The organism is Providencia sp. PROV236 (genome assembly GCF_033676985.1).
GTDB lineage: Bacteria > Pseudomonadota > Gammaproteobacteria > Enterobacterales > Enterobacteriaceae > Providencia > Providencia manganoxydans.
Genome location: NZ_CP096297.1, coordinates 3,290,054 through 3,315,479, shown reverse-complemented (window position 1 = coordinate 3,315,479; position 25,426 = coordinate 3,290,054). Strand labels below are relative to the sequence as shown.

Sequence of the window (25,426 nt, the reverse complement as noted above, 5' to 3'; positions counted from 1 at the left end):
CTAAGCGAAAATTCGTGCTATTAACCACGTTAACGATAAAGTCGCGCTAATCTATCATAAAATATTTCATTAAACGTATATACTCGTCATACTTCAAGCTGCCGAGGTGTTGACCACGCCATACCCCTTATCTATCTTCACGTGTTATCCACTTACAACTCACATTATTTGGAGTATTCATCGTCATAATTAGCGATAAAATTGAAAATTATTACTTAGAATAAATTAATTATCTGTGTTTTCTTTTTTTTGACTATTTAAAGGTGATCAAAAATTAATGTAAATATCCGCTAAGATTGTTCTTAATTAGTTACATCATTTTATTTGGCGAAACTTACTATACTATTTTCATTCTATTGATTCATCGCAAAGCTAATATATATGGCACATGTATAATATCGAATACATTGAATTTATGTTGGATTAACAAAGGGGTAACTTGTTGGTAAGTCGTTGTATAATATATTATATATCGATATTCAAATTCGCTTTTTCCTTTTTTTTACGCTAAAATCCCTACATAAAATAAGTATAACTCCTAGCCTTTGTGTCTAAGTTCGTTATGGCGAATATGATCCTCTGGCCGTGGCCTTTGAGCCACCAGGGTGCAAGATAGAAATGTCCGCATCTCCCGTATTTGGAAAGGTGTCATTATGCAGCAGCTTGTCGATCAATTTGCTCGGAAATTTTACTATCTCCGTCTATCTATCACTGACGTATGCAACTTTCGTTGCACATATTGTCTCCCTAATGGCTATAAACCGAGTGGCCGCCACGAATTTTTATCGCTGAGTGAAATTCAGCGTGTTAGCCGTGCTTTTGCCGAATTAGGTACCGAAAAAGTGCGCATTACCGGTGGTGAACCCACCATGCGTAAAGATTTTACCGATATCATTGCTGCAATAAACGAAAACCAATCAATCAATAAAATTGCCGTTACCACTAATGGTTACCGTATGGCACGTGATGTACAGCAATGGAAAGATGCGGGACTTGGTGCGATTAATGTGAGTGTTGATAGTTTAGATCCACGTCAATTCGCCGCAATCACAGGTCAAGACAAGTTCTATCAAGTCATGAAAGGGATCGATGCCGCCTTTGAAGCAGGATTTGATAAAGTTAAAGTCAATGCCGTGCTGATGAAAAATGTTAATGATATTGCGCTTAAATCTTTTTTAAATTGGATTAAACATCGTCCTATTCAATTACGTTTTATCGAGTTAATGGAAACAGGGGAAGGAAGCGAGCTCTTTAACCGCTACCATGTATCGGGTGAAACCATCCGTGAGCGCCTTGTTCAAGAAGGCTGGTACAGTATGCCTCGCGCTCGCAGTGATGGTCCCGCACAAGTGTTTAGTCACCCTGACTATCAAGGGGAAATTGGCTTGATCATGCCTTATGAGAAAGATTTTTGCCAAAGCTGCAACCGCCTACGCGTTTCCTCCCTTGGAAATCTTCATTTATGCCTATTTGGTGAAAATGGCATCCCATTACGCGATTTACTTGGTGACGATAACCAAAACGAAGCCTTAAAAGCGCGTATTCAAGGTGGATTGAAATTTAAACGTGAAACCCATTTCTTACACATGGGTGACAGCGGTATTACCCCGAATTTATCCGTTATCGGCGGCTAACTGATTTTGAGTTTTCAGGAGAAACTATGTCACAGCTGACTCACATCAATGCGTCGGGTGAAGCGCATATGGTGGATGTGTCTGCAAAAGCAGAAACCGTCCGCGAAGCAAGAGCTGAAGCCTTTATCACCATGAACCAAGAAACCTTAGCGATGATCGTTGAAGGGAGCCATCATAAAGGTGATGTGTTTGCAACTGCCCGTATCGCGGGGATCCAAGCGGCGAAAAAAACATGGGAGCTGATCCCGCTTTGCCATCCATTATTGCTGACAAAGGTCGAAGTAACCTTACAAGCACTGCCAGAACAAAATCAGGTACGTATTGAATCTTGCTGCCGTTTAACCGGTAAAACAGGTGTGGAAATGGAAGCGTTGACTGCCGCATCCGTGGCCGCACTGACAATTTATGATATGTGTAAAGCGGTTCAAAAAGATATGGTGATTGGACCGGTTCGTTTACTTGAAAAGACGGGCGGTAAATCAGGTCATTTTAAGGTGGATGCATGATCACAGTTCTGTTTTTTGCGCAAGTGCGTGAGTTGGTGGGAACCGATCGTTTAGACGTCTCAGAGCACTATCCAACAGTGGAAACATTACGTCAAGCTCTGGCTGCTAAAGGGGAGCGTTGGGCACTGGCCTTAGAGGATGGCAAGTTATTAGCCGCAGTGAACCAATCTTTCGTCGCTACGGATCATCCATTATCTGATGGTGATGAAGTGGCTTTTTTCCCTCCTGTTACAGGAGGCTAGTGATGGAAAATACCCATATTGCGGTTCAAACAGAAAATTTTAGTGTAGGTGAGCAATACCATTGGTTAGCACAATGTGATAGTGACGGCGCGGTAGTGACATTTACAGGTAAAGTGAGAAATCACAATTTGGGGGATAATGTTGCCGCATTAACTCTTGAACATTATCCAGGAATGACTGAAAAAGCGTTATCTAATATTGTGACAGAAGCGCGTCAACGCTGGGCATTACAGCGAGTCAGTGTGATCCATAGAATCGGTACCTTGCAACCCGGCGAAGAAATTGTTTTTGTTGGGGTAACCAGTGCTCACCGCGGCGCTGCGTTTCAAGCAGCTGAATTCATAATGGATTATTTAAAGACTAAAGCTCCTTTTTGGAAGAAAGAAACGCTACCTGATAATGAACGTTGGGTTGAAGCAAAAGACAGTGATGAGGCTTCCGCAGAGCGTTGGTAATCCTCTGAATTCTCCATTTAGTTTTGATTTTGTTGCATGTTAATGTCAATAAATTGTGATAAACTTTATAGGATATTGTCTGGCTACGGCACATTTACATTGCTGTGGTCGTTTCCTATTAATGTATGAAGGGTAACCATCATGGATCGATTCGATCAACGTAATGATTCTCTTGTTCAGCGCAGCAGTGCCGGCATTCAGACATTTATGTCGCAGGTTTATGGTTGGATGACCGTTGGTCTGTTGCTGACTGCTTTTGTTGCGTGGTATTCGCTGGAAAGTAGCTTATTTTATACCATAGCAACTAATAACATTTTATTCTTTGGCTTAATTATTGTTGAGCTTGGACTGGTTATGGGGTTGTCATTTTTGCTGCCAAAAATGAGTGGCATGATGGCAACAGGAATGTTTATGCTCTATTCAGTACTGACTGGGCTAACCATTTCTGTGGTTTTAGCAGCTTATACAATGGTGTCGGTAGCAAGTACATTTTTTATTACCGCGGCAATGTTTGGTGCTCTAAGTGTTTACGGTTACACCACAAAACGTAGCTTAAGTGGTATGGGTAACTTCTTGTTTATGGCACTTATTGGCTTAATTATCGCCTCTATTGTCAATATTTTCATGAAAAGCTCCGCACTATATTGGGTGATCACTTATGCAGGCGTTCTGATTTTTGCAGGTCTAACTGCATACGACACTCAGAAACTAAAAGAAATAGGTGCTAATGTTGATGAAAATGATAAAGAAACTATGCGTAAAACGTCTATTTTAGGTGCATTAACCTTATATCTGGACTTTATCAACCTGTTCCTGATGTTGCTGCGTATTTTTGGCGATCGTCGCTAATAAATAGCCAATATCAGTAAAACGAATACAGACCCTTGCTAGTAATTAGCAAGGGTTTTTTTATGCGGTTTTTTTGCGAAATAGATAATAAGCAAATGAACTCGTTATGATGGCGATGACTAACAGTGGCCATAAACTATGCCACACAACATCAAAATGAGCATCTTTCAAGTAAATCTGTTTAGTTATTTCAGTAAAGTGGCGGATAGGGTTTATCCATGTTATGTCTTGCAACCAAACCGGCATATTTTCAACGGGTGAAATATAACCAGATAATAAAACGGCTGGCATCATAAAGACAAATACACCAATAAAAGCTTGTTGCTGAGTAGAGCACAAGGCTGAAATTAATAAACCAAATCCAACCAGTGATAAGCCATAAAAAAGCATAGTGGCATAAAATAGTAACAAGGAGCCCGCAAAAGGAATTTGATAACAGAAGATACCTATCACAAGCACTAAGGTTGCTTGAGCTGTTGCAATGATCAAGGCAGGAACCGCTTTACCAATAAAAATTTGCCAAGTGGTTAATGGTGATACCAGTAGTTGGTCTAAAGTGCCTTGCTCAGCCTCACGAGCAATGGAAAGAGAGGTTACAATCAACACACCAATAGTAGTAATCAACGCGACCAGTGATGGCACGATAAACCATTTATAATCGAGGTTTGGGTTGTACCAATTGCGTACCACCAATTCACTATTATTTGCCAATGGTTTACCTGCGGTAAGCTCGCTTTGATATTGTAAAACGATCTGCTCAATATAATTAGCTGCAATTTGCGCACTATTAGAATTACGTCCATCCAATAGCAACATCATGTTAGCGGTGTGCTGACTATCAATATTGGCGCTAAAATTTTGTCCAAATCTTACCACCAGTAAGCTTTTTCGGTTATCCAGCGTCTCACGAATTTCATGTTCATTGTTAAGCAATAAGACGGTAGAGAAGGCTTCTGCTTTAGCAAGTCGTTGCGTTAATTCAATCGAGTGCTGCCCGCCATCTTGATCAAAAATCGCGATAGTGGTATTTGTCACTTCAAGTGTTGCTGCTAGAGGAAATAAGATCATTTGGAAAATAACAGGCATGATTAAAATGATCCGCGTTTGCTTCTCTTGCAGTAAGGACTGCAACTCTTTCATGATCAAGGTGTATAAGCGATAAAACATATCGAGTCCTTATCAATCGAGCCGACGACGGGTTTTCCATGCCGTTAAACCAATAAACAGTATGGCTGATGCAATGAGTAACAATAGGTCGGTCAGTAGAACAACATAGATATCACCAGCTAGAAAGAGCGTTTGCAAGCTGCTAACAAAATAGCGTGCTGGAATAAAATAAGTCACTATTTGAATAAAAATGGGCATGCTAGATATTTCAAAAATAAATCCTGAAAGCATGATAGCAGGTAAGAATGCCGCATTCAGTGCCACCATCGCCGCATTAAATTGGTTACGTGTAATAGTTGAAATTAATAATCCCATTCCAAGAGCGGTTGCTAAATAGAGGCTGGTGATCAAAAAAAGTACTAATAGTGAACCTCTGTAAGGCACACCTAGCACACCAGTGGTAACCGCCATACATAAGATCATCACAAAAGTCCCCAGTATTTGATAGGGCAGTAGTTTAGATAGTAATAATTCAGTTCTGGTAATTTGTGTAGAGAGTAGCGCTTCCATTGTGCCACGCTCCCATTCGCGGGCAACCACCAGCGATGTCAAAATGGCACCAACAACCGTCATAATGATACTTATTGCACCTGGAATAATAAAATGCTGACTAATTGCAGCCTCATTGAACCAATAGCGCATGTTCAATTCAATTAAAGGAGCGGTTGGATAACCTTTATTTTCCCCTTGTTGTATCAGCCAAGTATGCCAAACACCTTTGGTATAGGCCTGTACGAAATTAGCGGTATTTGGTTCGCTGCCATCAGTGATCACTTGTATAGCGGCATGACCTTCGGGGCGCAACAGTTGTTCTGAAAAATTAACAGGGATGACGACAATACCTCGCAGCTCACCAGCCTGCATTTTATCAATCAATTCTTGACGGTTATCACTAACGGTTGCATCAATAAATGGAGAGCCTGTAAAAGTATCAACTAGCTCTCTGGCCTCATGGCTTTGTTGATCCATAAGTATGCCAACGCGCAATTGACTGGAGTCTAGATTGATCCCGTAACCAAAAATAAATAACAGCATTAATGGGATCACTACCGCAATGAGGGCACTACTTGGATCACGTACAATTTGTTTACTCTCTTTAATACACAGGGCTTTCAACCTACGCCAAGAAAAGTGAGATGCGGTAGAGGTGCTCATTGTTCCTCCTGCTGCTTATCGTAGTTAAGGATCAACTCGATGAAAGCATCTTCCATTGATGGGTTAGGGTTATGTTCAGTCGCGATTTGCTGTTTGAGATCATCCGGTGTGCCAGCAGCAATGATCTTACCGTGATACACCAGCCCGATCCTATCGCAATACTCGGCTTCATCCATAAAATGGGTGGTGACCATAACGGTTACCCCTCTATCCACCATTCCATTTATATGCAACCAAAACTCACGACGAGTTAAGGGATCAACGCCGGATGTGGGTTCATCTAGAAATAAAATATCAGGTTCGTGCATCAATGAGCAGGCGAGAGCAAGACGCTGTTTGAAACCCAGTGGCAGCGATTCCGTTTCTTGATGAATGATTGGCGTAAAATTAAAGGCTTCCACCATTTCAGCAATTTTTTGGTTTTGATGTTTACCGTGAAGACCATAGACGCCGGAGAAGAACTTGAGATTTTGCCCAACTTTCAAATTACTATATAGCGAAAACTTTTGCGCCATATAACCAAGGTGTTGTCGAGCCTTGTCTGAGCTGGTTTTTAAATCCATTCCTAGTACTAAGGCTTGTCCTTCTGTAGGTTTCATTAAACCACACATCATTTTAAAGGTGGTGGATTTACCCGCGCCATTTGGCCCAAGTAAACCAAAAATTTCACCGCGTTTTACTTGGAAATTGACGGTATCGGTTGCTGCAAAATCCCCAAATTTTTTGGTTAGGTTACGTGCTTCAATAACTGTTTCGCTGGGATTGGCGGGGATCTGCGGCATAATGGCCGCGAGCTCAGAGCGATGCGAAGGCCCTCCACCGAGTAGGTCGATGAAAGCATCTTCAAAACGAGGCTCTGCCTCTATCAGTTTTCCATCTGGCATATTTAAGCCACGTAATAGTGAATCTTGGGATGCATTAGGCTTTAAAATAAGCCGTACATAGCGGCCCTGTATGACACCGTCTGTTGTTTCAGGTAGTACCAAGGCATTTTGTAGTGTAGTGCGTTTATGGGCAGCAGGAACTTCCAATAAAAATGAGCGTCCTACCATTTTTTTTGTGAGATCTTGTGGCTGTCCTGAGTAGAGAAGTTTTCCTTGATTGAGTAATAATACCTCTTTGCATTGCTGAGCTTCATCCAGATAAGAAGTACTCCAAAGGATCAGCATGCCTTCATCAGCCAAAGTATGCACCATTTGCCACAATTCACGACGCGCAATAGGGTCAACACCCACTCCGGGTTCATCTAAAAGTAAGACTTTGGGTTTTCCAAGCAGGGTACAGGCCAACCCTAATTTTTGTTTCATACCACCTGATAATTTACCCGCCAACCGCTGTGTGAAATGTGTTAGATCGGTAAATGTGAGCAGTTGTTGGTAGGTTTTTTTTCTGTCTTCACCCACAACGCCGCGCAAATCAGCATACAGGTCGAGGTTTTCTTGAACGGTCAAATCTTCATATAAACCAAACTTTTGCGGCATATAGCCTAAATTAGCATGCACCTGAACACTGTCTTTGATCGGGTCTAACCCCATTAAACTGATTGTGCCCGAATTTGGTTTTAATAGACCTGCCAACATACGCATTAACGTGGTTTTACCGGCGCCATCGGGTCCAACTAGGCCTGTCACAGAGCCACCGCAGATCTCTGTGGTTAAGCTTTCGACGGCAGGGGTGTCTAAGCCGCTAAATGTTTTTTCAACACCTTGTAGGTGAATACGATAATCAAATGCATCCATGATGAACTCTATTACTCAGTATGAGTAAAGCGGACAGTGACTGGCATACCTTGACGCAATGCATCATCTGGGTCGTTAACGATAATGCGTAATCGATAAACTAAATCGGTACGGAGTTCAGGTGTTTGGACACTTTTAGGCGTAAATTCAGCGGTTGGTGAGACAAAACCAATTGTCCCGTGATAAGGCGTATTTGGGCGGCTATCGGTATACAGTAAAACCTCTTTACCGGGTACCGCTAAGCCTAAATTAGGTTCATTGACATAAGCCCGCACCCAGACTGGATCCGTTAATGTGACACTGAATACGGTATTCCCTGCGCCAATAATGGTACCTGGTTCGATTGCTCGTGTGAGGATTGTGCCATCAGAAGGGGCGATTAACTGTGTGTCAGCTAAATCTAATTCAGCTTGTGCAACAGCGGCTTCCGCTTGCAGCCATTCGCCTCGTGCTGCCGCTATTTCTTCTTGGCGAAACCCGCTTTGATACTGATTGAGTTTGTCTTGTGCTGCTTTTAAGGCAGCAAGCGCTTGGTTACGATTTGTTTTGGCATTATCTAATTCATTTGCTGAAATCACGCGTGAAGCCGCTAACCCTTGTTGACGTTTATAAAAGCTTTCTGCGTATTGCCATGCAGCTTGTTTTTGTGCAACTTCGGATTCTACTTGAGCAACTTCTTGAGTTCGATAGCCTTTTTCTTTCATCGTTAGTTGGGCTTTAGCGCTATCTCTAACTCCTTTGGCTTTATTTAAGGCATTAATATATGGTGCATCATCAAGTTGCCCTAATGATTGCCCTTGGCTAATTTTAGCACCTTCATCAACGGCTAAAGCCGTAAGTTTCCCTCCAACTCGAAAGCCAAGGTTTACTGTTCGAACATCAACATTGCCATATAAGGTTAATGTTTTATCTTGTTGTGATTGATACCAATAATAACCACCTATAATGAGACCGATGACTATGACAATAAAAATGATAAAAATAGAACGACGTTTATTGTTCATAATTAGCCTTATTCGAGTCAGTGATACCTACTTCAGTCGCAATATTGATAGTGACATCTGTCTGCTATCAATACTGCGACCATAATCTATAATCATTTTTTATAGATTAATCATATCACTTTTCAGCTTCTTTGCGATGACGCAATCCTTCTAATAAAATATTGGTGTGCTCGATAAGTACTTGATTAATGATTTTGTATTCATCCTCATTAATGTGTTTCCAACCAGTTTGTCGTAGAAGGGTTTCTCTCGCAATGCGAAAAGATAGGGTTTCCCCCAAAATAGCATGAGTTTGTATTAATGTGGTTAAGTTATTAGGATCAGACCCTATATAAATAGCGATAAGCCTATTGAGTTTTGTATAAATAGGGCCAAGGGCTTGTTCATGAATAATGGTATAAGCTTCAGTAGGATTGAGTTGTTCCCTTGAAAGGATCCGTGTGAAACTCAGGTTTTTTTTCTCCAGTTGAAAATAGTTATATCCGACTAGGGTTTTTTGTAGCAGCTTGATTGCTTCATCGGGATCAGGGGAGGTCAGTTCAAGATAGGCATCAATCTCCGTTAATGTTTGGCAAAAATTCTCTTTTACCGTGTCAGCAATTAATTGGGCTACCGCTAAATACAGCCCTTCTTTTGACCCAAAGTAATAGGAAATGGCAGCGATGTTTTGACCCGATACTTGAGCAATTTTTCTGGTGGTTGCTCCGTCTAAACCTAATTCACCATAGACATCAGCAGCTGCGTATAACAACTGCTCTCTGGCGTGTTCTCCTCGATTTGTTGATGGTGTGTTTATGATCATGCAGGTTCCTTAACAGTCAAAATTAAATGTCACCTTAACTAGCTCTACACGGCTTTTAACGTAAATCGGTGACAGAAAACGATAGCTTCTAGCGTCTAATAGTTATATATACTATATTGAGGTGATTTTATATTAATTTATTTTCTAAACTAAATTAATATACTTATTAGGCTTAAATAATGTTAGAATTTTTAGCAATAGCACGGCAGTTTGCACTTTTTCTTCTCTGATATGATCCTTCCCCTCGAACTGCCTCTGATTATTCAGAGGGGTGAAGTCTGGAGCAATTTAATTTGACTACTTTTTCTGACCTCGCGTTAAACGAGGAAATCCTGCTTGCAATAAACGAGCTAGGTTATGAAGCCCCTACGCCAATTCAGCAGCAGGCAATCCCTGCCGTGCTTGCAGGTAATGACCTTTTAGCGAGTGCACAAACAGGAACGGGTAAAACAGCGGGTTTTACTTTACCTATTTTACAAAAATTAATTTCTACTCCACGAGTAGGGAAAGACAGAAAACCTATTCGCGCATTAATTTTAACACCAACCCGTGAACTTGCTGCACAGGTTGCTGAAAATGTTAAAGAATATAGCCGCCACTTAAGAGTACGTTCATTTGTGGTATTTGGTGGTGTGAGTATTAACCCACAAATGATGAAACTGCGTGGTGGGGTAGATATCCTGATCGCAACACCGGGCCGTTTACTCGATTTAGAACATCAAAATGCGGTGGATTTATCGCAAGTTGAAGTGTTTGTCCTTGATGAAGCAGACCGTATGTTGGATATGGGTTTTATTCATGATATTCGTCGAGTGATTAATAAATTACCAAAAAAACGTCAAAATTTACTATTTTCTGCCACTTTTTCAGATGACATTAAACAGTTGGCTAACAAATTATTGAATAACCCAGTAACGATTGAAGTTGCTCCACGTAATTCAGCCTCTGAGCAAGTGACTCAATATGTACATCATGTTGATAAAAAACGTAAAGCTGAATTATTGTCGCATATGATTGGTCGTGAAAACTGGCAGCAAGTGCTCGTCTTTACCAGAACCAAACATGGCGCGAATCGCCTTGCTGAGCACTTAAATAAAGATGGCGTCAAAGCAGCAGCTATTCATGGTAATAAAAGCCAAGGTGCGCGAACTCGTGCATTAGCTGATTTCAAATCAGGTGATATTCGTGTGTTAGTTGCAACGGATATTGCCGCTCGCGGTCTGGATATTGAACAATTGCCTTATGTCGTCAATTTTGAGCTACCCAATGTGGCAGAAGATTATGTTCATCGTATCGGTCGTACCGGGCGAGCAGAGGCGACAGGTAAAGCGATTTCTCTGGTTTGTGTGGATGAACTTAAACTGTTAAAAGATATTGAAAAGTTATTGAAGAAATCAATTCCCGTTATGGCAATTGATGGTTATGAACCTGACCCATCAATTAAGCCTGAGCCAATTCAAAAAGGGCCTCAACGAAATAATGATCGACGTGGTAGTGGGGAGAAACGTAGTTCCCGCTCAAATCAAGAAAAAGGTACAGGAAAGCCACGCCGTGAACGAGCTAATGCAGCAAAAGGCAAACCAGCCGCGGCGTCTCCATGGAAAAGCGCACAAAAGAAAGTGCGTCAGAGTCACGGTGAAGGTTAATGCGTGTTTTGCTTGCCCCCATGGAAGGGGTTCTTGATTCATTAGTTCGAACTCTACTCAGTGAGGTCAATAACTATGACCTCTGTATTACGGAGTTTGTACGGGTTGTTGATACGTTACTACCAGCTAAAACGTTCTATCGACTTTGCCCTGAATTGCGCCATGGTAGCAGGACGCCATCGGGTACTTTAGTACGGGTACAGCTGCTAGGGCAGCATCCGCAATGGTTGGCTGAAAATGCCAATCGTGCGGTTGAGTTAGGCTCTTGGGGCGTTGATCTCAATTGTGGGTGCCCTTCTAAAACAGTGAATGGCCATGGTGGTGGTGCGACCCTCTTAAAGCAGCCCGACCTTATCTATCGAGCAGCAAAAGCTATGCGAGAAGCTGTCCCAAAAGAGTTACCGGTTTCGGTGAAAATTAGGTTAGGTTGGGATGATAGCCAATTTTGCCATGAAATTGCCGATGCCGTACAGCAAGCAGGCGCTAGCGAGTTGACGGTACATGGGCGAACTAAAGAAGATGGTTATCGAGCAGAAAGAATTAACTGGCAGGCGATTGGTGATATTCGTCGCCGCCTTTCAATCCCTGTGATCGCTAATGGTGAAATTTGGGATCACGAAAGTGCACAACGTTGTCTAGATATCACTGGCTGTGATGCAATTATGATCGGACGTGGCGCTCTCAATACACCAAACCTTAGCTATGTCGTAAAAGAAAATCAGCCTAAAATGGCTTGGGAGCAAGTTGGTCAGTTGCTTTTAAAATATACAGAGCTTGAAAAACTAGGTGATACAGGGCACTACCATGCTGCACGTATTAAGCAGTGGTTAGGTTATTTACGTAAAGAATATAGACAGGCTGATGAGCTATTTTCGCATATTCGCGCTTTAAAGCGTGCCAGTGAGATAGCTGAGATCATCGAAAAAGAAGTAAATAATTAAGTGAGATGATTGTTTTTTAGGCAAACAATGGATTTTTAGTTGCCAAAATAGCGTATTAGATCTTTACTTAAACTGTTAATTTACTTTTAAGTGATTAAAATTGGGTTTAAGTCGAATGTCATCGTATGGCAATTTAATTGAGTTAAGCTCTATTTTACCTGATTCAATTACGTATGGAGGTCTATGATGGGGGTTATTTCTTGGATTATATTTGGTCTTATTGCAGGTATATTGGCTAAATGGATCATGCCCGGAACCTACCAGATCGGTTTTGTGATGACAACTGTCCTTGGGATTGTCGGTGCTGTTGTAGGTGGTTACATCAGTACATTCTTTGGTAAAGGTAGGGTAGATGGCTTCAACTTTGGTAGTTTTGTTGTTGCAGTAATCGGTGCCATTGTGGTGTTATTTTTAGCTGGTATTTTTGCTAAATAATAGAGTTGTCATTGTCAGACAAAATAAATTCCCTTATAAACCACAGTTATGCTGTGGTTTATTTTTTAGGAGAATTTAATATGTTCTTATATACAAGGCTGTAATATTGTTCAAAGTGAATGATGTTGTATTAATGACGGTATCTTTTGTATGTCTATCAATTAAGTCGGTTTTAATAATATTAAAAAAAATATCGCCGCAGCGTTTATGCAAATTAAATAGCGATATCATTAGTTTTTATTTCGAATCGAAACTGAATCTGAAATAACTTGCTCTATTAATATCATCCCTTTTGTTGAACCTGTTATACACGTTATATTTGAAGATGCAGGGTTATTGACTACGCTTAGCGAATTACAGAGTTTATCTATGCTCCTCGTCTATCCTCGCTTGTCGCTTAGCTGCATCCTGAATATATAAAGGGATGATTAATTATTTTGCTTACGCTTCGATAGGCAACCCGTTATCTTGACCCCATTCAGCCCATGAACCGTCATATAACCTAACATGTGTATTACCAAGTAATGTTAATGCCATAAGAACGACCGCCGCTGTCATTCCAGAACCACATGTTGTGACTGAAGGGGCATGAATATCAATACCTTGTTCAGTAAATAGGGCTTTCAGTTGCTCAGGGGATTTAAATTCGCCATTTTCAACTAAGAGATCCCAAGGCATGTTTTTACTGTTTGGGATATGTCCCATTCGTAAGCCTGGACGTGGTTCAGGTGCTTGTGCCAAGAAACGTGCGGCAGCGCGTGCATCAATAATTTGCACTTGTCCTTGTTTAACTAACTCAAGTACTTGGGTTTGATTCAATACATTTGCATCGTGGCGGTTAGCTGTATAATTTTGTGCTGGTGGAGGTGTAACTTCCCCTGATTCAGTGGCAAAACCAGCAGCCTTCCATGCCTCAATACCACCTGCAAGAATTTTCACATTTTTATGACCCATCGTGGTAAATGTCCACCATGCTCGCGGTGCAGAAAATAAATTGTTTTGAGCGTAGATGATGACTTGGCTATTGTTGCCAATGCCCATATTGCTGACTGCATGGTTAAAGGTGTCTGCATCAGGCAGCATATGCGGTAAATCAATACTTGTGTCAGCGACTTCGTCTTGATTGAAGAACTGGGCTGTTGGAATGTGCTCTTCTCGCCAACGCTGCCGGCAATCATATGGTGCAGTGGGTGGAGGAGATGAAGCATCTAGTACGATAAGGTTAGGATCTGATAAATGGTCATGTAACCATTTAGGGGTAACGAAGTGAGCGTCATACATAAATAGTCTTCATCCTGATTTAATATTATTGGGCCTGCCCCACTGATGGCAAAATTGAGGGTTGCTGTGACTGGTTTTGCTCAATAGGTGTGGTTGAGCGTGTATAAATATTCATACCCGCTAAGACAATTCCGCCAACAGAACCGAATGCACAGAGCGCAAAAAGTGCGATAACAACCATTTTCATTTTTCTAGCCTATCTATAGCTTAAGTAAAAAACAGAGTTAAAGTATAACCTGATGTTTGTTGCAGACAAGTTAAATACTCTTTTTTGTGCACAACAGTTGCTAATTTGCCAACCTGTTCCCAATTTTGTGGCATAATGGTTTTTTAAACAGTAGTTTTTGCGAAACGCTTTGCAATGACATCATTGTAAATTGCTACCTATTGGCCTACTTGGCTTATGCTATATGTGAAAACCATTTGAAAAGTAAATCATTAAAACGCTGAATGACGCGTACACGTGAGTGGTATCAGTTGTTTTTCCACATCGAGTCGTAGCTTGATAGATAGCATGCCTGCATTTTTTATTTAAATAACAGCGAGTCCTATGTCCCTGTCAAACAAAATCAAAGAACACATAACTCAATGGTACAAAGGGTTATCATTACAAATTGACGGGTTCGTTTCCCGCGCTCCTCAGCGCCAGATGATAGCAGAAGTTGCAAAAAACTTAGCGGATGAAGAGGGGCGCCATCTAGTTATTGAAGCGCCTACTGGCGTAGGAAAAACGTTGTCTTATTTGATCCCAGGGATTGCCGTTGCCCGTGAAGAAGGCAAAACATTAGTTGTGAGTACGGCTAACGTTGCGTTACAAGATCAAATTTTTAGTAAGGATTTGCCACTACTCAGTAAAATTATTCCGGATCTTAAATTTACAGGGGCATTTGGCCGTGCACGCTATGTGTGCCCTAGAAATCTTGAAGCTATTTGTGCAGCTGAAGGTGAGCAAATAGACTTAATGCTATTGGTTGAAGATAAAGCTGAGATTGCGAATAGTGAGGAAAGGGCACAATGCCAACAGCTGCGTAATGATTTTCATAGCTTTGCGTGGGATGGTTTACGAGATCATCATAAACGTTCTTTCAGTGATAGTTTATGGCGCAAAGTAAGCACAGATAAAATGAATTGCTTAGGGCGCAATTGCCAATTTTATCAGCGTTGTCCATTTTTTATTGCCCGCCGTGAAATTGAAGATGCTGATGTGGTTGTCGCTAACCATGCTTTAGTGATGGCGGCAATGGAAAGTGAGTCGGTATTGCCTGAACCCAAAAAACTGCTTTTAGTGCTTGATGAAGGTCATCATGTCCCTGATGTTGCGAGGGATGCGTTAGAGGTGGAGGGGGAAATTACTTTAGTTCAACTCACTGCACAAGTGGATAACTTTATCCATCATGTTGGGCAATATGTTGCTCAGTTTAGGCCAGCTAAGCCGCCAAAATTGGCAAATCCAGAACGACTACAACAACATGCAGAAAAATTAAGAGCTGCATTTCGTGACTTCTCATTACTTACCCAAGCATTGTTGCCAGAAACATCGAAAGAAAGTGAGTACTTATTTCCGATGGGGCAATTACCTGAAGCCATGCAGCTATGTTGTCAGGATCTGTTTAAATTAACTGATGCACTCAAGGGACTCGCTGAGTCTATTTTAAATGATTTAACAGAACAGACAGCGAAACAGGATATTGTGCGTTTACATCGTTCTATTTTGTTGACCAGCAGGGCAATGGGGTATTTTGAAAATATGGCTAAGCTGTGGCGTTTAGCAGCTCTAGATCAAACATCAGGAGCGCCTGTTTCTAAATGGCTTAGCCGCCGTTATGAAAAAAATCAGTCGCGTTTATTTATGCATTGCGCAGGGATCCGAGTTAGTGAGCAGTTACAGCAGCTTTTATGGCGTAATGTACCGCATATCGTGATCACTTCGGCGACATTGCGTTCGCTCAATAGTTATTCACGTTTCCAAGAATTGAGTGGCTTGTCAGAGAAAAGTGATGACAGGTTTGTCACTTTATCATCCCCTTTTAATCACATTGAGCAAGGGAAGCTGATTATTCCACAAATGGTCAATGAGCCAACAATGGCCAATGAAGCGGAACATTTAGCTGAAATGGCAACTTATTTTCGCAATGAATTGGAAAAAGAGACTCATCGTGGAATGTTGGTGTTATTCAGCAGCCAGAGAGCGATGGAGGGCTTTTTAGAACATGTGAAAGATTTGCGTTTGCAACTATTAGTGCAAGGCGATCAACCACGGTATCGTTTGGTAGAAACCCATTGTGAGCGGATTAATAAAGGCTTAGTCAGCGCATTAATCGGTTTGCAGTCTTTTGCTGAAGGGCTTGATTTAAAAGGTGAATATCTAACTCAGGTACATATTCATAAAATTGCTTTTCCACCTGTGACCAATCCTGTGATTATTACGGAGGGAGAGTGGTTGAAGTCACTAAAACGTTATCCATTTGAGGTACAAAGCTTACCTAGTGCATCTTTTAATCTTATTCAGCAAGCAGGGCGTTTGATCCGCAGCCATGAGTGTTATGGCGAAATTATTATTTATGACAAACGCTTAATCACTAAAAATTATGGTAAGCGATTACTTAACTCATTACCTGTTTTTCCTATTGAAAGGCCTGTAATGCCAAATAGTAGCGATAAAAAATAAGGGCTCCTTTTTATGGAGCCCTCAGACTGCTGACAAACGTATTCTGTTTGGCGGCAGTCGTTAAGGTTTTTGAAATCAACGAGGAAAATCAATTTATTGATTTTCAGCTAATAACACGAAGCGGGGAAAAACCACGCTTTTGCCCCGCTTCGTCAACAACCTAGGGCTCCTTTTTATGGAGCCCTAAAGGGTCAATCGAGGTTGACTATTTTTAACGACATTACTCAATATTTGCTTCTAAGAACCATAAGAACTTATCGAGATCACGAGATGCGGCAGTAAACATATCTGCACTGTCTTCATCTTCCACTTCATCAATTGCCTTACGAATATCATTCGCAACAACGGCATAGCGATCAGCTAACGCTTTGAGGTGATCCTGAACATCATGTATATCAATTGGGTAAGCTTCCAGTGAAGTAAACTTATTGACTTGCTGAGTAGTACCAATTGCAACACCGCCTAGTTGAACTGCGCGTTCAGCAAATTCATCAAGATGCTCTACTAAGCTGCTACGAAAGCCATCAAGCATTTCATGAACAGCGATAAAGTTACGGCCACGCATGTTCCAGTGAGCTTGTTTGGTCATCAACGATAGGTCGGTAAAATGCACGACCATCACGTTTAACATATCAATAGTTTCTAATTTAACGCTATCTTCAACGTCATTACGTGTATATAAAAGGTTTGTTTGAGGTGCGGTAACTAGTTTAGCTGTACTCATAATTTATCCTCTTATAATTAAATTATTTAGTTAATCTCTGTTTCTGTTAACTAATATAACGAAATGAATTTAAATTGTCATAATGGAATATTCTATTACTTTAATAGGCATATTCGATATTAAGAAAAAATTAATTAAATGTTATTTAAATATAGGATAGTTTTAATGAGCTAATATTTCAACAATATGAAATAAACTTTACAAGAAATTAAGGTTAATGAAAATATTAACCTTAATTCTATATTTTTTTATTTTGCTGATTTAAGAAACTTTTTCTATTTTTGTTTTAGGTCGTGCTGTAGATGTTGAACCAATTGAAGCACAAACAATACATAATAATGCTAACCATTGAGTTGCAGTTAAATGTTCTTGAAGGAAAATAATTCCCATAAATGCTCCCATACAAGGTTCAAGGCTCATTAATGTACCGAATGTTTTTGCTGGAAGGCGTGTTAAGGCGATCATTTCCAGTGTATAGGGGAATGCAGTAGAAAGAATAGCAACTGCGAGCGCTAAAGGGAGTATAGCAGGGTCAAACATGGCTTCAACACCGGTTTGCATTAACCCTATAGGGAAAAATATCATGGCCGAAATAAAAGAGCCTATTGCCACGGTTGCGGCACCATAGCCGGCGCCAGCACGTTGGCCGAAAATAATATAAATTCCCCAACACACACCCGCGCCGAGAGCATAGAGTGCACCCACAAGATCTAATTCACCGATATCACCTCTAATAGGCAATAAAAATAATAATCCAACAATAACTAAAGCGATCCACAGAAAGTCAATTGGTCTGCGTGATGAAAACATCGCGACGGCTAAGGGGCCAGTAAATTCCAATGCTACGGCTATTCCTAGAGGGATCCGTTCAAGTGACAAATAGAACAGATAATTCATGGTGCCTAATGAGATACCATAAGTTAATAGAGGAACAAGGGAGCTACGTCTAAATTTTAAACGCCAAGGCTTAAAAATAATAAACAAAATAATGGTAGCAAGTAATAGGCGCAGTCCAGTTACACCGGGAGCTCCGATAACGGGAAAAAGTGTTTTTGCCAGAGAGGCACCACCCTGAATTGACGTCATTGCGAGTAACAGCAACCCTACAGGTAATAAGGGAAACGCGCTCTTTTTGGTGTCGGCAGACATGATATAATTAAACCCCAGAAATACGTAATATACTTGTCACATATCAAATGCAGTAGTCGAATTATTTAGAGTATAGACCAGTAAAAAGACTCGTCACTTTTGAATAAATAATCTACTAAGAAATAAAATGCATAATATTTGGTGAATACCGAAAGTTGGCACGGCATTACTATGATTATCGCATAAATTAGCTCTAGTTAATATGTGTTTACAAAATATAGAGCACAATAAAACATGATTTTTTCTAAGACTCATATTGAATGTCATTGACTAGAAAGGAGGCTATATGGAATGGCCTCAATTTCGAATGTTGAGCTTATCAGGATGTGACGTATAATTATTTTCCGTTAAAAAAACACTATAACAACGAGGAAAAAATGAGAAAAATTAATAGTATTGCAGTGTATTGTGGTTCAAGCATGGGAGCGAGTGAAATATATAAGCAGCAGGCCATCCAATTTGCTGAAGAAATGGTCAGACGTGATATCACATTAGTTTATGGTGGTGCGAGTGTTGGCATTATGGGGACAGTTGCAGACACAATTTTATCACTTGGAGGCAAAGCTATTGGGGTGATCCCATCGCTTTTGGAAGAACGTGAAATTTCCCATAAAAATTTAACTGAATTGTATAAAGTAGAAACAATGCATCAACGTAAAAGCAAAATGATTGAATTAGCTGATGGTTTTGTTGCTTTACCTGGTGGCTATGGCACGCTTGAAGAGTTCAGTGAGGTGTTTACATGGAGCCAAATTGGTCTACATACCAAACCTTGCGGACTATTTAATATTAATGATTATTGGCAGCCCCTGATCGATATGACGAATAAAATGGCTGATGAAGCTTTTTTACAGGAAAAATATCGTCATATGGCGATTGTTGAAACTTCACCAGCAGCATTGATAGAGCGTTTTGAATCTTATGTTGCACCATCAGTAAAAACTTATGATAAATGAGGTTTGCATGATCCGATGTGCAGTTAAACAAGATCTAGAAGCCGTGCTTTCTTTGTATGAATTGTTATTTTCAGAAATGGCAGCACTTGATCCGGAAAGATTACAGCCAGCTAAGCAAGCGACTGAATTCGTAGAAAATGCGATTACAGATGACAAGTTTAATTTGTTAGTTGCTGAATATAAGGGAGAAGTTAAAGGCTTTTGTTTTGCACAAAGACAATCGGCAGATCCATATAATTGTATGGTTGCTCGTGATTTTGCTTATATTTTTGATCTCGTCGTTTCACCTGAATTAAGAGGACAAAAAATAGGGCACCAATTTATTGAGCAAATGAAGATTTGGGCTAAAGATAATAATTTGAGCCATTTAGAACTTTCTGTGCTAGCGCAAAACCATCAAGCCATAAAATTTTATGAAAGAGAAGGTCTTACAGAAATTACGCGTACAATGGGTATTAAATTAGATTAACAAATCGGAGTGTGGCTTAATATCGATTAAGCCACCATTGTAAAAATATTCATCATTTCAATCTCCATACAATAGCCATTTACATGGCATCTATACTCTAAATAATGCATGGTGTAGGTAGACGACAAATGTAGATAGGTGGAGCAGCAGAGATAAACTGTATGGCCTGCCAACCTCCTACAATTTGAAGCATGACGAGTATATACCGCAAAGTGCCGAGGTTATTACTAGGGGCTGCATAAACAGCACAAGATCTCATCGTCTGATTGTGGCATAATGCGCCGCTATTTGGTGGGGTATCTCGACATCGTAAACTTAAAGGCATAGAAGTGTTACAGACAAACAATATCACTATGCAGTTTGGCAGTAAGCCACTGTTTGAAAATATTTCAGTTAAATTCGGGACAGGGAACCGTTACGGATTGATCGGTGCAAATGGCGCCGGTAAATCAACATTTATGAAGATTTTAGGCGGAGATCTCACGCCAACTTCGGGTAATGTCAATACTACTGATCCTAATGAACGCCTTGGTAAGTTGCGTCAGGATCAGTTTGCTTTCGAAGAATACACCGTATTGGATACTGTGATCATGGGGCATACCGAGCTATGGAATGTGAAGCAAGAGCGCGACCGCATATACGCACTTCCTGAAATGAGTGAAGAAGATGGTTACCGTGTCGCCGATCTTGAAGTCGCTTATGGTGAAATGGATGGCTACAGTGCCGAAGCTCGTGCCGGTGAATTACTATTAGGTGTTGGGATCCCTGTTGAGCAACATTATGGCCCGATGAGCGAAGTCGCTCCGGGTTGGAAATTGCGTGTTCTATTGGCGCAAGCACTGTTCTCTGATCCAGATATTTTGTTGCTTGATGAGCCAACGAACAACCTTGATATTGATACGATCCGTTGGTTAGAGCAAGTTCTCAATGAACGTAACTGCACCATGATCATTATTTCCCATGATAGGCACTTCCTCAATACCGTGTGTACGCACATGGCCGATTTAGATTACGGTGAATTGCGCCTGTTCCCGGGTAATTATGATGAGTATATGATTGCGGCGACGCAAGCAAGAGAGCGTCTGCTCGCAGATAACGCGAAGAAGAAAGCGCAAATTGCTGAATTACAGTCATTTGTTAGCCGTTTCAGTGCAAACGCATCAAAATCAAAACAAGCGACTTCTCGTGCGCGTCAAATTGATAAAATTCAGCTTGATGAAGTGAAAGCTTCAAGCCGTCAAAACCCATTTATTCGTTTTGAACAAGAGAAAAAACTGTTCCGTAATGCATTGGAACTAGAGGGAGTTACGAATGGTTATGATCAAGCGCCGCTGTTTAAAGATCTTAACCTACTGCTAGAAGTTGGCGAAAAAATGGCGGTGATCGGTGCTAACGGTATCGGTAAAACGACATTTTTGAAAACGCTGGTGGGTGAATTACCACCAAAAAGCGGCACAGTGAAATGGTCTGAAAACAGCACTATTGGGTATTATGCGCAAGATCATGCAGAAGATTTTGAAACCGATCTGAATGTCTTCGACTGGATGAGCCAGTGGAAAAATGAAGGTGATGATGAGCAAGCCGTTCGTAGTATTTTAGGGCGTTTGTTATTCTCTCAAGATGATATTAAGAAAAAAGTTTCCGTACTGTCTGGTGGTGAGCAAGGGCGCATGTTATTTGGTAAGCTGATGATGCAGCAACCAAATATTTTGATTATGGATGAACCTACTAACCACTTGGATATGGAATCAATTGAGTCTCTTAACTTAGCGCTTGAGCTATATAAAGGGACTTTGATTTTCGTTTCACATGACCGTGAATTCGTCAGCTCATTAGCAAGTCGTATCTTAGAAATCAAAGAAGATAAAGTGATTGATTTTAAAGGTACTTATGATGAGTACCTGAAGAGTCAAGGTGTTGTAGAATAATACGTTAGTCAACAATCTAAGACCTAGCCATCGGCTAGGTCTTTTTGTTTTAACGGGTTGTTAATTAGTTCTTTTTAACAAACTCAGATTTCAGTTTCATTTGACCGAAACCATCAATTTTACAATCGATATTGTGATCGCCTTCGACCAAGCGAATGCCTTTCACTCGAGTACCAATCTTCAACATTGATGAACTGCCTTTTACTTTGAGATCTTTGATGACAGTGACAGTATCGCCATCTACCAGCAAGTTGCCATTGGCATCTTTAACGATCAATTCATCACTTTCTACAACGGGTTCGGCATCATTCCATTCATGCGCACACTCAGGGCAAATATACATATCGTTATCAGTATAGGTGTATTCAGACTGACATTTTGGGCAAGGAGGGAATTGCATATTAAATACTCTCAGTTACTTATCTAAAAAGGGTGACTGAAGGTTGTTGAGCCACCACGAAAGGGGATAGTATAAGGTTAAAGCAAAAACAATCCAGTTTTTAGGATTATTCTTAACTTTGATCAGCGAGCACACACTTCGCAATCGACATCTTTCATCAGTTTGAATTGGCGAAATTCCATCGTCATGGCATCAAAGAATAGCACTTTACCTACATTCACTCTGCCATACTGAGTTAATAATTTTATGGTTTCCATCGCCTCTAAGGTACCAATGGTACCAACCAGTGGTGCCATTACCCCTGCTTCTACACAAGTTAAGCTATTTTCGCCGAACAAGCGGCTTAAACAGTGGTAGCAAGGCTCATCATCGCGATAGGTAAAAACGGATAATTGCCCTTCCATACGGATGGCCGCGCCTGAAACTAATGGAATTTTACGTCTAAAACACAAACGATTAAGTTGTTCACGTATTGCGACATTATCAGTACAATCTAAAATTACCTGATGATTTTTAATCAGTTCATCAAGCTGCTGATCATCGAGTTGGGCATAAATAGTGGTAATATTAATATGAGGATTGATCGCAGCAAGCTGTGTTTTAGCCGAATCGACTTTAGGTTGTCCAATCGTTGCATCTCGATGCAACGTTTGTCGCTGTAAATTAGATAAAGAGACCGTATCAAAGTCTACGAGGGTCAGCTGACCCACCCCCGCAGCGGCAAGATATTGAGTTGCTGCACAGCCTAAGCCACCCAAACCAATCACCAGCACTTTACTGTCTTTGAGTTTTTCTTGCCCGTCAAAATCAAATCCACGCAAAATAATTTGGCGGTTATAGCGCAGCATTTCTGTATCAGTTAACTCTTGCACAATAGCTATTCACTTTTCAGTAAGTAATTGAACATTTCTACATCAACGGTCTCACCGGCAGCGACTCGACCTCGCTCTCTTTCCAACACAATAAAGCAGTTGGCTTGACTAAATGAGCTAAAAACATGAGAGCCTTGGTGGCCAGTTGTTGCGACTTGTAGCTGGCCATGATTATCAACACTAAGCACGCCGCGTTGGAAATCAAGACGGCCAGGGCTTTTCTTTAAAGGTGTTGTGACAGGAACTTTAAATCGCGCAGGGGCTTTCCACTGACTATGTCCTGCTAGGCGAGCAATCAATGGTTGCACTAATTGGTAGAAAGTTAATGCGGCTGAGACAGGATTTCCCGGTAGCCCGCAGAACCACGCTGAACTCAGTTTACCAAATGCGAATGGTTTTCCCGGTTTAATCGCTAGCTTCCAGAAACCAATTTGGCCGAGTTCATCTAAGATTTGTTTTGTGTAATCGGCTTCACCAACAGAGACGCCACCACTGCTGATCACCAAATCGGCTTGCTTATCAGCTTCAATAAACGTTTGCTTCAGTTTTTCAGGAGAGTCAGGGATCACACCAAGATCGATAATTTCACAGTTCAGTTTTTCAAGCATCAAGCGAACCGTAAAACGGTTGGTATCATAAATTTGACCTTCAGCTAGTGGCAAACCAACAGCTTGCAGCTCATCGCCCGTTGAAAATACGGCAACTTTTAAGCGGCGATAAACATTCACAGTGGACACCCCTAATGAGGCAATCAGCGGTAATTGTGCGGTAGAAAGTAAGGTTCCTGCTGGGATCACACTGCTACCTTTAGCAATATCTTCGCCCGCACGGCGTATGTTGCTGCCTTTTTTTACGGTCCCTGTAAACAGGATCCCTTGTGCTGTTTCTTCGGCCTCTTCTTGCATGATCACGGTATCAACCCCATGAGGAATGGGGGCACCGGTCATGATACGAACACAGCTACCTTGAGGAAGTTCACCTTGCATAGGCTGCCCAGCGAAGGATTTACCTGCTATTGGCATCGGCGTTTTGCCATCCCATTCACTAAAACGCAGTCCATAGCCATCCATTGCAGAGTTATCAAATGGCGGAACATTGATCGGAGAGATAATATCGGTTGCAGCTATGCGCTGTGTCGCGTCAGTGAGTGGAATAGTTTCTGAGCAGGTGATGGTTTGTGTTTGTGAAAAAAGTTTTTCTAATGCCTGCTCCAGTGAAATTAGCCCTGCGGTATGACACATATCCATTATTATATTACCCCTATAATTTTACTTTGCCATTGAGGCTTAAATCGTGTTGTGCTGCTTATTATGTCAGAGATAACGCATTGGGTGAATGAGTAGATATTGACGAATAATAACGTTTAGTCGGATTGTGCGATTTTGAACTATTGCTGCACTGAATAAACGAGATGACTGCAATTATGTTATTAATTATAGTTAAATAATGATATATCCATAGTGATAGCAAAAATGGTCGTGAAGAAATGAACATTTTTGCATGCAAATATTTCATATGATCGACAGATGTAACGCTGGATTATCTAGACTTGCTGTTTTAGAGTACGCGCACACCTGCAATTTTATATTTATAAAAATCGTTATGCTTTAAATAATTCAAGTTACAGTTAGGCGACCAGTGAGTCGCTAGGAGCCCATAGCAGTGGGTGGCTAGTGCGAGTGAACGAAGTCAACAACACTGTAACTTGAAGTATGACGAGTATATACCGTTTGTGGAGAATCGAATGTCATCTCTGAGTAAAGAAGCCGAGCTGGTTCATGCTGCGTTGGAAGCTAGAGGGTTAGAAACCCCATTACGCATTCAGCCTAAATCAGGCGCAGAGCGTAAGCAACTGATTGAAGGGCACATGACAGAGATCATGAAGTTACTGAATTTAGATTTAACGGACGACAGTTTAGCGGATACACCAAAACGTATTGCTAAAATGTATGTTGATGAAATTTTTTCAGGTTTAGATTACGCCAACTTCCCTAAAATTACCGTCATTGAAAATAAAATGAAGGTTGATGAAATGGTTACGGTGCGTGATATTACCCTGACTAGCACTTGTGAGCATCATTTTGTCACTATTGACGGTAAAGCGACAGTTGCATATATTCCAAAAGATAAAGTGATCGGCCTGTCAAAGATTAATCGTATCGTGCAGTTTTTCTCACAGCGCCCACAGGTACAAGAGCGTCTGACGCAGCAAATTTTAGTCGCATTACAAACCTTATTGGATACCAATAATGTCGCGGTATGTATTGATGCAGTGCATTATTGTGTGAAAGCGCGTGGTATTCGTGATGCAACCAGTGCAACAACCACGACTTCCTTAGGTGGATTATTTAAATCGAGCCAAAATACCCGCCAAGAGTTTTTGCGTGCGGTACGTCATCAATAA

At 41.0% G+C, this 25,426-nt stretch carries 25 protein-coding genes and 1 riboswitch; of the genes, 13 read left to right on the top strand and 12 right to left on the bottom strand.

The annotated features are described in order from the left end of the window. Nucleotides 1–523 precede the first annotated feature (523 nt). Nucleotides 524–664, top strand: a riboswitch (molybdenum cofactor riboswitch). The 5 genes from moaA (at nucleotide 654) to M1E96_RS15230 (ending at nucleotide 3,686) form a co-directional block, all read left to right on the top strand. Beyond that, nucleotides 654–1,634, top strand: a complete 981-nt coding sequence (gene moaA / locus M1E96_RS15250) for a GTP 3',8-cyclase MoaA (protein ID WP_272581061.1) — start codon at nucleotides 654–656, stop codon at nucleotides 1,632–1,634. It overlaps the preceding riboswitch by 11 nt. Before the next feature lie 26 nt (nucleotides 1,635–1,660). Next, nucleotides 1,661–2,140 (top strand): cyclic pyranopterin monophosphate synthase MoaC, encoded by a 480-nt coding sequence (gene moaC, locus M1E96_RS15245; RefSeq protein WP_070924993.1) that lies wholly within the window; start codon nucleotides 1,661–1,663, stop codon nucleotides 2,138–2,140. Continuing rightward, nucleotides 2,137–2,382 (top strand): molybdopterin synthase sulfur carrier subunit, encoded by a 246-nt coding sequence (gene moaD / locus M1E96_RS15240; protein WP_070924992.1) that lies wholly within the window; start codon nucleotides 2,137–2,139, stop codon nucleotides 2,380–2,382. The genes moaC and moaD overlap by 4 nt, the downstream gene beginning before the upstream one ends. 2 nt (nucleotides 2,383–2,384) lie before the next feature. Beyond that, complete coding sequence (gene moaE / locus M1E96_RS15235) at nucleotides 2,385–2,837, top strand: molybdopterin synthase catalytic subunit MoaE (protein WP_070924991.1); 453 nt, start codon at nucleotides 2,385–2,387, stop codon at nucleotides 2,835–2,837. A 141-nt stretch (nucleotides 2,838–2,978) separates the two neighbouring features. Beyond that, entirely contained in the window at nucleotides 2,979–3,686 is a 708-nt protein-coding gene (locus tag M1E96_RS15230; protein WP_070924990.1) for a Bax inhibitor-1/YccA family protein, read from the top strand. 60 nt (nucleotides 3,687–3,746) lie between these two features. Here the strand turns inward: M1E96_RS15230 and M1E96_RS15225 are convergent, their stop codons facing one another. The 5 genes from M1E96_RS15225 to cecR all read right to left on the bottom strand — a co-directional run bounded on the left by M1E96_RS15225 (nucleotide 3,747) and on the right by cecR (nucleotide 9,553). Beyond that, nucleotides 3,747–4,853 carry an ABC transporter permease gene (locus M1E96_RS15225; RefSeq protein WP_070924989.1) on the bottom strand — a complete coding sequence of 369 codons (1,107 nt, stop codon included), beginning with the start codon at nucleotides 4,851–4,853 and terminating at the stop codon, nucleotides 3,747–3,749. Nucleotides 4,854–4,865: 12 nt separating this feature from the next. Next, nucleotides 4,866–6,008, bottom strand: coding sequence for an ABC transporter permease (locus M1E96_RS15220; RefSeq protein WP_070924988.1), 1,143 nt, complete (start codon nucleotides 6,006–6,008; stop codon nucleotides 4,866–4,868). Then, entirely contained in the window at nucleotides 6,005–7,747 is a 1,743-nt protein-coding gene (locus M1E96_RS15215) for an ATP-binding cassette domain-containing protein (protein WP_318706911.1), read from the bottom strand. Before M1E96_RS15215 ends, M1E96_RS15220 begins: the two co-directional genes overlap by 4 nt. An 11-nt stretch (nucleotides 7,748–7,758) precedes the next feature. Continuing rightward, the gene (gene hlyD, locus M1E96_RS15210) at nucleotides 7,759–8,751 is read right to left on the bottom strand and encodes a secretion protein HlyD (RefSeq protein ID WP_070924986.1); all 993 of its coding nucleotides are present in this window, start codon (nucleotides 8,749–8,751) and stop codon (nucleotides 7,759–7,761) included. Between the two features lie 115 nt (nucleotides 8,752–8,866). Beyond that, on the bottom strand, nucleotides 8,867–9,553 hold the full coding sequence (gene cecR, locus M1E96_RS15205; RefSeq protein ID WP_140180628.1) for a transcriptional regulator CecR: 687 nt from the start codon (nucleotides 9,551–9,553) through the stop codon (nucleotides 8,867–8,869). Between the two features lie 293 nt (nucleotides 9,554–9,846). Between cecR and rhlE the strand changes: the two genes are divergently transcribed. From rhlE to M1E96_RS15190, 3 genes are all read left to right on the top strand, one after another. Further along, nucleotides 9,847–11,199 carry an ATP-dependent RNA helicase RhlE gene (gene rhlE, locus M1E96_RS15200; RefSeq protein WP_140186352.1) on the top strand — a complete coding sequence of 451 codons (1,353 nt, stop codon included), beginning with the start codon at nucleotides 9,847–9,849 and terminating at the stop codon, nucleotides 11,197–11,199. After that, a complete protein-coding gene (gene dusC, locus M1E96_RS15195; RefSeq protein ID WP_070924985.1) occupies nucleotides 11,199–12,140 on the top strand; it encodes a tRNA dihydrouridine(16) synthase DusC in 942 nt (313 codons plus the stop codon). Before rhlE ends, dusC begins: the two co-directional genes overlap by 1 nt. A 186-nt stretch (nucleotides 12,141–12,326) precedes the next feature. Then, nucleotides 12,327–12,575: a GlsB/YeaQ/YmgE family stress response membrane protein gene (locus tag M1E96_RS15190; protein ID WP_070924984.1), complete on the top strand. Its 249-nt coding sequence runs from the start codon at nucleotides 12,327–12,329 to the stop codon at nucleotides 12,573–12,575. Between the two features lie 441 nt (nucleotides 12,576–13,016). Here M1E96_RS15190 and sseA read toward each other — a convergent pair whose 3' ends face one another. Continuing rightward, nucleotides 13,017–13,856: a 3-mercaptopyruvate sulfurtransferase gene (sseA, locus tag M1E96_RS15185; protein ID WP_272581059.1), complete on the bottom strand. Its 840-nt coding sequence runs from the start codon at nucleotides 13,854–13,856 to the stop codon at nucleotides 13,017–13,019. Between the two features lie 25 nt (nucleotides 13,857–13,881). Beyond that, a complete protein-coding gene (locus M1E96_RS15180; protein WP_175442435.1) occupies nucleotides 13,882–14,043 on the bottom strand; it encodes a hypothetical protein in 162 nt (53 codons plus the stop codon). 363 nt (nucleotides 14,044–14,406) lie between these two features. On the opposite strand from M1E96_RS15180, the gene dinG reads away from it, so the two are divergent. Further along, nucleotides 14,407–16,524, top strand: a complete 2,118-nt coding sequence (gene dinG, locus M1E96_RS15175; RefSeq protein WP_319068743.1) for an ATP-dependent DNA helicase DinG — start codon at nucleotides 14,407–14,409, stop codon at nucleotides 16,522–16,524. 220 nt (nucleotides 16,525–16,744) lie between these two features. Here dinG and dps read toward each other — a convergent pair whose 3' ends face one another. Next, nucleotides 16,745–17,248 carry a DNA starvation/stationary phase protection protein Dps gene (gene dps, locus M1E96_RS15170; protein WP_070924982.1) on the bottom strand — a complete coding sequence of 168 codons (504 nt, stop codon included), beginning with the start codon at nucleotides 17,246–17,248 and terminating at the stop codon, nucleotides 16,745–16,747. 261 nt (nucleotides 17,249–17,509) lie between these two features. Further along, a complete protein-coding gene (rhtA, locus tag M1E96_RS15165; RefSeq protein ID WP_070924981.1) occupies nucleotides 17,510–18,397 on the bottom strand; it encodes a threonine/homoserine exporter RhtA in 888 nt (295 codons plus the stop codon). Nucleotides 18,398–18,774: 377 nt separating this feature from the next. Between rhtA and M1E96_RS15160 the strand changes: the two genes are divergently transcribed. From M1E96_RS15160 to M1E96_RS15150, 3 genes are all read left to right on the top strand, one after another. Then, nucleotides 18,775–19,353: a TIGR00730 family Rossman fold protein gene (locus M1E96_RS15160; RefSeq protein ID WP_272581057.1), complete on the top strand. Its 579-nt coding sequence runs from the start codon at nucleotides 18,775–18,777 to the stop codon at nucleotides 19,351–19,353. Nucleotides 19,354–19,360: 7 nt separating this feature from the next. Continuing rightward, on the top strand, nucleotides 19,361–19,822 hold the full coding sequence (locus M1E96_RS15155) for a GNAT family N-acetyltransferase (RefSeq protein ID WP_272581056.1): 462 nt from the start codon (nucleotides 19,361–19,363) through the stop codon (nucleotides 19,820–19,822). A 329-nt stretch (nucleotides 19,823–20,151) separates the two neighbouring features. After that, nucleotides 20,152–21,750, top strand: coding sequence for an ABC-F family ATPase (locus tag M1E96_RS15150; RefSeq protein WP_070925103.1), 1,599 nt, complete (start codon nucleotides 20,152–20,154; stop codon nucleotides 21,748–21,750). A gap of 64 nt (nucleotides 21,751–21,814) precedes the next feature. Here M1E96_RS15150 and M1E96_RS15145 read toward each other — a convergent pair whose 3' ends face one another. The 3 genes from M1E96_RS15145 to moeA form a co-directional block, all read right to left on the bottom strand. Then, a complete protein-coding gene (locus tag M1E96_RS15145; protein WP_070924978.1) occupies nucleotides 21,815–22,150 on the bottom strand; it encodes a zinc ribbon domain-containing protein YjdM in 336 nt (111 codons plus the stop codon). Between the two features lie 122 nt (nucleotides 22,151–22,272). Continuing rightward, nucleotides 22,273–23,025: a molybdopterin-synthase adenylyltransferase MoeB gene (gene moeB, locus M1E96_RS15140; RefSeq protein WP_349485653.1), complete on the bottom strand. Its 753-nt coding sequence runs from the start codon at nucleotides 23,023–23,025 to the stop codon at nucleotides 22,273–22,275. Nucleotides 23,026–23,027: 2 nt separating this feature from the next. Next, entirely contained in the window at nucleotides 23,028–24,269 is a 1,242-nt protein-coding gene (moeA, locus tag M1E96_RS15135) for a molybdopterin molybdotransferase MoeA (RefSeq protein ID WP_272581054.1), read from the bottom strand. A gap of 497 nt (nucleotides 24,270–24,766) precedes the next feature. Between moeA and folE the strand changes: the two genes are divergently transcribed. Next, on the top strand, nucleotides 24,767–25,426 hold the full coding sequence (gene folE, locus M1E96_RS15130; RefSeq protein ID WP_070924976.1) for a GTP cyclohydrolase I FolE: 660 nt from the start codon (nucleotides 24,767–24,769) through the stop codon (nucleotides 25,424–25,426).

Coding starts and splice junctions, on each gene's coding strand:
- sseA (WP_272581059.1), bottom strand. CDS start 13,856: ATGTATGACGCTCACTTCGTTACCCCTAAATGGTTACATGACCATTTA.
- M1E96_RS15230 (WP_070924990.1), top strand. CDS start 2,979: ATGGATCGATTCGATCAACGTAATGATTCTCTTGTTCAGCGCAGCAGT.
- M1E96_RS15180 (WP_175442435.1), bottom strand. CDS start 14,043: ATGAAAATGGTTGTTATCGCACTTTTTGCGCTCTGTGCATTCGGTTCT.
- moaA (WP_272581061.1), top strand. CDS start 654: ATGCAGCAGCTTGTCGATCAATTTGCTCGGAAATTTTACTATCTCCGT.
- M1E96_RS15215 (WP_318706911.1), bottom strand. CDS start 7,747: ATGGATGCATTTGATTATCGTATTCACCTACAAGGTGTTGAAAAAACA.
- moaE (WP_070924991.1), top strand. CDS start 2,385: ATGGAAAATACCCATATTGCGGTTCAAACAGAAAATTTTAGTGTAGGT.
- M1E96_RS15145 (WP_070924978.1), bottom strand. CDS start 22,150: ATGCAATTCCCTCCTTGCCCAAAATGTCAGTCTGAATACACCTATACT.
- M1E96_RS15190 (WP_070924984.1), top strand. CDS start 12,327: ATGGGGGTTATTTCTTGGATTATATTTGGTCTTATTGCAGGTATATTG.
- hlyD (WP_070924986.1), bottom strand. CDS start 8,751: ATGAACAATAAACGTCGTTCTATTTTTATCATTTTTATTGTCATAGTC.
- cecR (WP_140180628.1), bottom strand. CDS start 9,553: ATGATCATAAACACACCATCAACAAATCGAGGAGAACACGCCAGAGAG.
- moaD (WP_070924992.1), top strand. CDS start 2,137: ATGATCACAGTTCTGTTTTTTGCGCAAGTGCGTGAGTTGGTGGGAACC.
- dps (WP_070924982.1), bottom strand. CDS start 17,248: ATGAGTACAGCTAAACTAGTTACCGCACCTCAAACAAACCTTTTATAT.
- moeA (WP_272581054.1), bottom strand. CDS start 24,269: ATGGATATGTGTCATACCGCAGGGCTAATTTCACTGGAGCAGGCATTA.
- dusC (WP_070924985.1), top strand. CDS start 11,199: ATGCGTGTTTTGCTTGCCCCCATGGAAGGGGTTCTTGATTCATTAGTT.
- rhtA (WP_070924981.1), bottom strand. CDS start 18,397: ATGTCTGCCGACACCAAAAAGAGCGCGTTTCCCTTATTACCTGTAGGG.
- M1E96_RS15155 (WP_272581056.1), top strand. CDS start 19,361: ATGATCCGATGTGCAGTTAAACAAGATCTAGAAGCCGTGCTTTCTTTG.
- M1E96_RS15220 (WP_070924988.1), bottom strand. CDS start 6,008: ATGAGCACCTCTACCGCATCTCACTTTTCTTGGCGTAGGTTGAAAGCC.
- folE (WP_070924976.1), top strand. CDS start 24,767: ATGTCATCTCTGAGTAAAGAAGCCGAGCTGGTTCATGCTGCGTTGGAA.
- moaC (WP_070924993.1), top strand. CDS start 1,661: ATGTCACAGCTGACTCACATCAATGCGTCGGGTGAAGCGCATATGGTG.
- M1E96_RS15160 (WP_272581057.1), top strand. CDS start 18,775: ATGAGAAAAATTAATAGTATTGCAGTGTATTGTGGTTCAAGCATGGGA.
- M1E96_RS15225 (WP_070924989.1), bottom strand. CDS start 4,853: ATGTTTTATCGCTTATACACCTTGATCATGAAAGAGTTGCAGTCCTTA.
- dinG (WP_319068743.1), top strand. CDS start 14,407: ATGTCCCTGTCAAACAAAATCAAAGAACACATAACTCAATGGTACAAA.